At 55.8% G+C, this 7,396-nt stretch carries 5 protein-coding genes, 1 tRNA gene and 1 pseudogene; 2 read left to right on the forward strand and 5 right to left on the reverse strand.

Translation table 11 applies throughout. The features are described from left to right. Positions 1 to 721 precede the first annotated feature (721 nt). The 3 genes from AC221Y_RS17095 to AC221Y_RS17105 form a co-directional block, all read right to left on the reverse strand. On the reverse strand, positions 722 to 1,327 hold the full coding sequence (locus AC221Y_RS17095) for a mobile mystery protein B (RefSeq protein ID WP_486707828.1): 606 nt from the start codon (positions 1,325 to 1,327) through the stop codon (positions 722 to 724). Then, on the reverse strand, positions 1,324 to 1,785 hold the full coding sequence (locus tag AC221Y_RS17100; RefSeq protein ID WP_486707829.1) for a helix-turn-helix domain-containing protein: 462 nt from the start codon (positions 1,783 to 1,785) through the stop codon (positions 1,324 to 1,326). Before AC221Y_RS17100 ends, AC221Y_RS17095 begins: the two co-directional genes overlap by 4 nt. Before the next feature lie 395 nt (positions 1,786 to 2,180). After that, positions 2,181 to 2,483: an HNH endonuclease gene (locus AC221Y_RS17105; protein ID WP_486707832.1), complete on the reverse strand. Its 303-nt coding sequence runs from the start codon at positions 2,481 to 2,483 to the stop codon at positions 2,181 to 2,183. Positions 2,484 to 3,975: 1,492 nt separating this feature from the next. On the opposite strand from AC221Y_RS17105, the gene AC221Y_RS17110 reads away from it, so the two are divergent. Further along, a complete protein-coding gene (locus AC221Y_RS17110) occupies positions 3,976 to 5,220 on the forward strand; it encodes a type II toxin-antitoxin system HipA family toxin (RefSeq protein ID WP_486707830.1) in 1,245 nt (414 codons plus the stop codon). A 95-nt stretch (positions 5,221 to 5,315) separates the two neighbouring features. Continuing rightward, a pseudogene (locus AC221Y_RS17115) lies at positions 5,316 to 5,426 on the forward strand (ATP-binding protein); the annotation flags it as partial. Between the two features lie 294 nt (positions 5,427 to 5,720). Here the strand turns inward: AC221Y_RS17115 and AC221Y_RS17120 are convergent. Beyond that, a tRNA-Glu gene (locus AC221Y_RS17120) sits at positions 5,721 to 5,795 on the reverse strand. Positions 5,796 to 6,009: 214 nt separating this feature from the next. Next, on the reverse strand, positions 6,010 to 7,396 hold a 1,387-nt coding region (gene recJ / locus AC221Y_RS17125), incomplete at its 5' end, for a single-stranded-DNA-specific exonuclease RecJ (RefSeq protein WP_486707831.1).

Raw genomic sequence — 7,396 nt, forward strand, 5'->3', positions numbered from 1 at the left:
AACAACAGCAGACCACCGTCCGAACTGATCTTTGATCCATGAAATTCCAGCCGCACGCGACGGTCAAATCCAAGCCGAACATTTCCCGTTTCGCCTGCACCCTTTGGGTGATCCATGATATGCCGCCTTCAACCCTATTAACATGCTGAAACATAACACATTAGTGGCTTCCAGAGGCGCGAAAACATCGGACTACTTGGGGAAGGCGGGCTTAAAATGAAAGCAAGAAGTGGCATGATCTGCAAGGTCACTGACAATTGAAACAGAACGTCCACTGCTCTCATACAGGTATGAAGGCACTGGAAAGATGCGGCGCAGTGCCCCTGACGGTGCCATAATACCCAATTGTCTATATTAATAGAATAATTAGGGGGTAAGTGGTAGCCCGTAGGGGGCTCCAAGAAGCCACGAAAACCCCAATGAAATAAGAGGTTAGCTGTACCACGATCGGTCGAATGCAGTTCAATGCGATCAATGGGTTAGACCTAGCGTGTACCACTGCCAACATTGGCAAGGACATTGCGGGACCGTTGCTCAGAGTGCTTTTCGGAACGGTCAAGCTGCCAGAAACTGAGGTCTTGTATCACGAGTCCTCTTTGAGCGGGAAACGCTCATTCCTCCAAGCCACCGACAATGACCGAGACGAGCCCAAAGGGATAGTTCTGCTGCTCATCTACTTCGACCACTCGGGGAGGACGGCAGACCGGCTGAACAAGTCACACTACTCCAACGCATCGCCAATGAATTCGGTGACAAGGTCGAAGTTGTACTGATCTGCCGCGCGTAAAGCATCGATGTATCTGCGCCTGTGTGTGTTCTCTGTTTGAAGGCTGCCGCCCCTGGACCAATTGAGATATCGGTCGTCATCGATGCGACGCAGCAGTTCGTCTGTCATTATACGTGACCAGCGGCCGTTGCCGTTGGGGTATGGGTGAATTTTCACAAGTCTGTGGTGAAAGCGCGCAAGCAACTCCGGAAGTGGATAAACCTCACGGTCAAGCCACATTCTTGCGTCGTCCAAGCAGTATCGCATCTCCGTTGAAATATGCCCCACGTTAACGCCAATGTTCTTCCCGGTCAGGCGATACTCACCGGCCCATTTCCAGACACCCCCAAACAAGCGCAGATGGATCTCCTTGGCTGCGTCATCCGTCAGTAGATCGAAAGTTCGCGGCCTCTGATCTAGCCAAAGTAGCCCCTGCTCGATGTTGACCGCCTCGACTTCGTTCAACTCGCGGTGGGTCGTAATGCCCGGCACCTTTAGCCCCTTCAGCTCGTCTGGAGTGAGATCACTGGCGCCCATGGGCTGGTTCAGTATCTCAGTCACCGCCAGAAACCACGGGCCATTTCGCGCGCCATTTCGGAGGCGAGTTCCTCTATAGCGTCCTCCTGGCTCTGGAGACCCTCCGACTGCGCCTCCAGCGCCATGTGAGCGCGGGTGCGCCGGACAACTCGGCTAGCCTTCTTACGTGCTTGCTCCATGACGAGGTCTTCAACGCGACCTTCTTTGGGGATAATCGCGTACACAAGCTTGCCCCCCATCGCCTCAGCAATCTTGTCGATCTGCTTAATCGTGATATTGCCATCTTTCTCGCGTTGCTCGGCGCGCGAAACTACTGATCGGTCCAGCCCCGCTTTTGCCGCCAAGTCTGTTATGGACATGCCGAGCGCTGCGCGGAACCGCTCGATCCAGCCGCGCCTGTGGAGGTGTTGCGAGAGTGCACGGCTAACTGCATCTATTGCCTCGCTATTTTTGCGTCTCGCTGTGCTTTTTACATTCCTCATGGCACACCTTTCGTGCTAAGTAAGACACGTAGTCTTGCATTAAACGTGTACTGTATAACACATATTTTTATAAAAGCATGCTTTTTATAGCACGGTTTAATAAATTAATGTGTTTATTTTGGCACGATAATTAAATAATACGTGCTATAAAAGGCATGAATAGGCAGATTTTATGCCATGTGAAGCACGAAACTGACGATCATGGTACGGATCGTTAAATAATTATCCCACCATGATCCCGATCATCTGCATGATGACGGTCGTTGCAGCCCACATTCGTCCTCTTTGTCGTTTGCAATAGCTCATAGTCCTTCGTTCCTTCGTTCGTCCGATCGTTGTCGGCAACGGTCGTTCTTGAGAGGTCGTAGTTTTTCACGTTGGCGCGAACGTCGTGTTTATTGCTCTTCGAGGCCCGCCCACTGCATGTGCTGAGCGAGCGCGTTAGCGCTTGGGTGGGATACTCGTTCGGTTGGTAAGTTGATCTTGCGACCATCCAACGCTTCGTATGATGCGCCCTTGAGGCTCGGTGCGAGCCGAACGGACCTCCTCTGAGGTTCAACACAGATCAATCCTAGGTCGAAGAGTGAGTGCAGATCAGCGCGAAGGAGGATTCCGTTTTGCGTATGGTTAGTATCCTCACCAAGGTAAGGCGATATATGAGCTGCCTCAAACGCTTCAGTTGCATCGCAGCCGCTGATTGCGCAGCGTTTACCATAGCGTCAGCGACAACCATCAGCGACAACCAGAACGAAAGAGAAACCTAACCCAAAACACCGAACGACACGCCAACCCCGGCGGCCTCAAAACCGGTCATGGTGGTTCCGGACAAGGTGGTTGACGCGCTACAAGCTGCCCTAAATAGACGGGATCGTCCGCTGGCTTTGCTTGCGCTGAGGCGTATTGGCTTCTGGACTTTTTGCTGGCTCAAAACGCCGCTGGCAGGATCAGAGACACACATCTTTTGGGACCGCACAATGAGGTGGCAACCGGTTTTACGTTGCATGGCAGCCGGGCAAGCGTGGATCAGAACCGGTCCGCGTGCCGATGTCCAAAGACGTGATGGTCGAACTTGCTAATCTCTCCGAGGATACACCAGCTTATCTCCTGACGGAGTATGGAAGACCCTTCGCGTCCTCTGGGAGCCTAGACAATCGGGCCAGAAAACGGGTCAAACAGGCGGGTCTTTGTGAATCCGTGATCAATCGACAGGGTGAGGAGTTGCTGAAGGCAACTCGGCCTCAACACGGTATTTGCAAGCGTCGCGCAAAAGTCATCGCGGAGCAAAGCGGTTCCGTTTAAGAAGTCATGGCTCACCTGTCTCGCAGCGATGCGAAGACGGCGATCTATACCAAACGCGTCAAACGCGCACGCCTCGCTGAACAGGCTGCAGATCGCGTTGACGCTGCCCGGGATAACAAAGGTGTACCACGGCCTGAAAAACGTCGGACACCTAAGGTCAATACGCCCAACATAATAAGGTTTTCGGGAAACAAGTGTGTGGCAGCCCGTAGGGGGCTCCAAGAAGCCGCGATGACCTCAATAAAATAGGGGGAAGAGTGTACCACTGCAAGTCATATGCAGCTCAATGCTCTCAATGGGTTAACATGAGAGCGTGCCACGCAGAGGACTGTCTCGCGAGGGTGAAAAGGCAGTGGGTCCAAACATCAGGTTCTGGGCCGTCCGACATCACACTGCAGCAGGCTTCCACTCGGAGTCGATCTTGAGATCTTCATAATAGAACATGTGTGTTATTTTATTTGGCCTAACAGAATGTGGGTGCTCTGTTGCGTCGTTTGATGTTCGTCGTTTTTGATTTCTCGTACGTAATTCTTAGCACTTGCAATAACAGAACACAGATATTAGTTTATATACCATAAGGGAAACCATGTGTGCTGTTATGCCTGCCTCGACTAAGATCACGCCCGCAACTAAGAGAGAGCTTCGCAGTCTTGGAAGGAAGCTCAAACGAGCACGCTTAGTGCGGCGCTTGCCGATGGAGCTCATTGCCGAGCGAGGCGGGATATCGATACCCACCCTTCGCCGGATCGAGGGCGGCGAACCGAACGTGCGCATCGCATCGTACTTGCTGGTCATGCAAGCTCTTGGGCTGTTGAAGGAGTTCGCCAACTTCACTGACCCGCTCGACACTGAGCTTACAGATGAGCAGCTACCCCAGCGAGGGCGAAGAACATGAGCAACGTTGAAGTGTTCCTCGATGCATACGGGGAACGTCGGCGGGTAGGACTGCTGCGACGACGCGCTGGCCCTCGGCGCGAGCGCGTCACCTACGAGCACGACCCAGATTGGCTGACAGCACCAGAAGCATTCCAGTTCGACCCCTCTCTTCCCCTAAGCCGAGGAAGCCTTGCGCCTCCGGCTGGCAAAGAGATGTTCGGTACTCTCGGCGACAGTGCCCCGGATACATGGGGACGTGAGCTTATGCGCCGGAACGAACGGCGTCTTGCGGAACAAGCGGGCCGTCCGGCACGAACGCTTCACGAGATGGACTATCTACTGGGCGTCTCCGACGAAACTCGCTTGGGAGCCCTACGCTTCCGTTTTGAAGGCGACGAAGAATTTCAGTCACCACAGACACGCGGTGTTCCGACCACAATTGCACTTGCCGATCTTCTAAGCGCCTCACAGCGGATTCTTCGAGGCGAAGAGACCGACGAAGACCTCCTCATGATCTTCGCGCCGGGTTCTTCACTCGGCGGCGCGCGCCCAAAGGCTTCGGTGTTCGATCAGCACGGCAACCTGTCCATAGCAAAGTTCCCGAAAGAGACTGACGCCTACGCTATCTCGCGTTGGGAGGCCATTGCGTTGGATATGGCAAAGGACGCCGGCATTAACGTCATCGAATACGACCTTGCGGCGAGCGACAGCGGTCCAATTTTTATCACGAAGCGGTTCGACCGCATCGATGGGCAGCGCATCCCGTTCATGAGCGCCATGGCGATGACGGAACACAATGATGGCGATGATGATGGTAGTTACTTGGAGATAGTTGATGCACTTACCGATCATGGTGCTGTTCCCGATGATGATCTTAATGAACTCTTCCGTCGCATCGCGTTCAGCGTGTTGATCAGCAACACCGACGATCACCTTCGAAATCACGGTTTTCTATGGCGCGGGCGACAAGGATGGGCACTGAGCCCGTGTTATGACCTCAACCCAGTTCCTGATGGACCCCGAATACTCAAGACGCGCATCGACTACGACGACGCGACCGCCTCGCTTCAACTTCTTCAAAACGTTTCGGAATTCTTTGTTCGGAACCTTGCTGAAGCCAATGAGATCATAGGTGAGTGCGCCTTGGTAATACGCAACTGGCGACACTATGCGCAGCGTCGGCAAGCGCCACAAAATGAGATCGCCCGCATGGTGCCAGCGTTTGAACACGATGACCTCAATTATGCATTGACGCTATGATCCCGATCCCGACCATGACCATGGTCGACATCTGAACATGAACGCCGCGATGATGATACTGCTGGTATCGACGACGGCAGAGTGAACCAGAGTGAGAACGCCTCACAGGCGCACTTTCCGACCGGCTGACCCACCATGTCCACATTCTGGAAATGAACGGCGACAGCTCCCGCCTCAAACACTCCCGCCAGTCGAAGAAAACCTGAATAACAAACGCCGCGCCCGGTTTGACCACAGCTCCGCAAAGCTTCGGCGCTATTTGGGGGCGCTCCGCTATGTGTGACTATGGACAAACCTATATCTAACAAAGTGGCGCATTTTTACTCCGGCCAGAACCAGCCAAGTGGCGCACTTTTGCTCCGGCGTTTGGTGCGGTTTTAGTCCGGCGTTGACAATTGCCCTGCCTAATCAGGTAATTTGCCACTGAATATCCGCCCCATTTATACCTAAATCTATACCTAAAGCCCAGTAAATCACGTAAATAAGGGGAATTCAGCGCGTGGTAGCCCGTAGGGGAATCGAACCCCTCTTTCCAGGTTGAAAACCTGGCGTCCTAACCGATAGACGAACGGGCCACAGTGCGTGGAGCGCTAGTTAGGCAAACTCCTTCGGAAGGGCAAGAGGATTCTTGCACATATTTGCACTGTCAGTGATCTCGGCGCGCTACGGCATGTGCAGGTGCGCCTGCGCCGCTTACCGAACCTGCAAAAACTGCGTCCATCGGCGATGTCTCCGCGGCCCACGATGCGGACGGTTTTGATGTCTGCGACCACAGTGGGGCAGGAGCGCTCACTCGGTTGCCCTTGAGGCATCCTCCAGCCGCAATTGAGGGATTTGCCGACCGCCCCAGTGGTTAATCTCAAGCCGCCCGGCAAGATGGAACCGCGCGCCGCCGTGGTTCATCAAAGTGGGTCCAAGGTCGCTGTCAAAGGCTCCAAAGGCAATCGCATCAAGGCGCGCGCCAAGTCCGTCGCCGACGCTGACTTTCAAATGACCTGAACCCACTTGTTTGGCGTGCAGAATTTTTGCGGCGGGAAAGGCAAATCGCGGGGCGGGGGCGCTTTGTCCGAAAGGGCCAGCCGCCTCGATCAGCTCGATCAGCTCGACCGTGGCGGCCCCCGGCATAAGCGTGGCATCCAGCCGCAGATCGCGTGGGCCACTGGCTCCGGCGCCTTGCTTGGCCAGCAATTCCGACAGCCGGGCCATTGCGGCCTCAAGCTGGTCGCGCGCCACAGTCAGCCCGGCGGCCATCCGATGCCCGCCTCCCTTCAAAAGAAGCCCCTCAGCGGCCAGTTTCTGTACCGCATGCCCAAGGTCCACACCGGTCACAGACCGCCCCGAGCCCTTGCCCTCGTCGCCGTCCAGCCCGATCACGACGGCAGGTCGGTTTGGCGCCTCTTTCAGGCGTGCCGCCACAATCCCGACGACGCCCGGATGCCAGCCTTCGCCGGCTGCCCATACCAGCGGTGCTTCAAGACCGCGTGCCTCGGCTTGCTCAAGTGCGGCGTCTCGCACGGCATTTTCTATTTCCCGGCGTTCAGTGTTCAAAGCGTCCAGCTTTTCGGCGAGGCTTTGCGCCTCGTGCGGGTCGCGCGTCGACAAACAGCGCGCGCCAAGATCAGCGCGCCCCACGCGCCCGCCTGCATTGACACGCGGCCCGAACACGAACCCAAGCGTGTAGGCAGATGGCGGTGACGACAGGTTCGCTACATCCGCCAAAGCCGCCAGACCGGGGCGCGCGCGCCGTGCCATGACCTTCAGACCCTGGCGCACCAGCGCGCGATTAACTCCGATTAACGGGGCCACATCGGCCACCGTTGCCAGCGCCACAAGGTCCAGCATCGACATCAGGTCCGGCCCCTTGGTCCCGCGCGCTTTCAGACGCCGGTTCGCATCCACCAAGACCATAAACACCACGGCTGCCGCGCAAAGATGCGCCAAATCTCCGCTTTCGTCCTGCCGGTTCGGGTTCACCACGGCCAAAGCATCCGGCAGAGTTTCTCCGCCCAAGTGGTGATCAAGGATCACCACATCCGCACCTTTGGCGGCCGCAATGGCTGCGAAACTTACCGTTCCGCAGTCCACGCAAACGATCAGATCATGCTTTGCGGCCAACTCGGTCATCGCCGGTTCGTTCGGCCCGTAGCCCTCGTCGATGCGGTCGGGCACATACAGC

The sequence above is a fragment of the Boseongicola sp. genome (assembly GCF_057460485.1).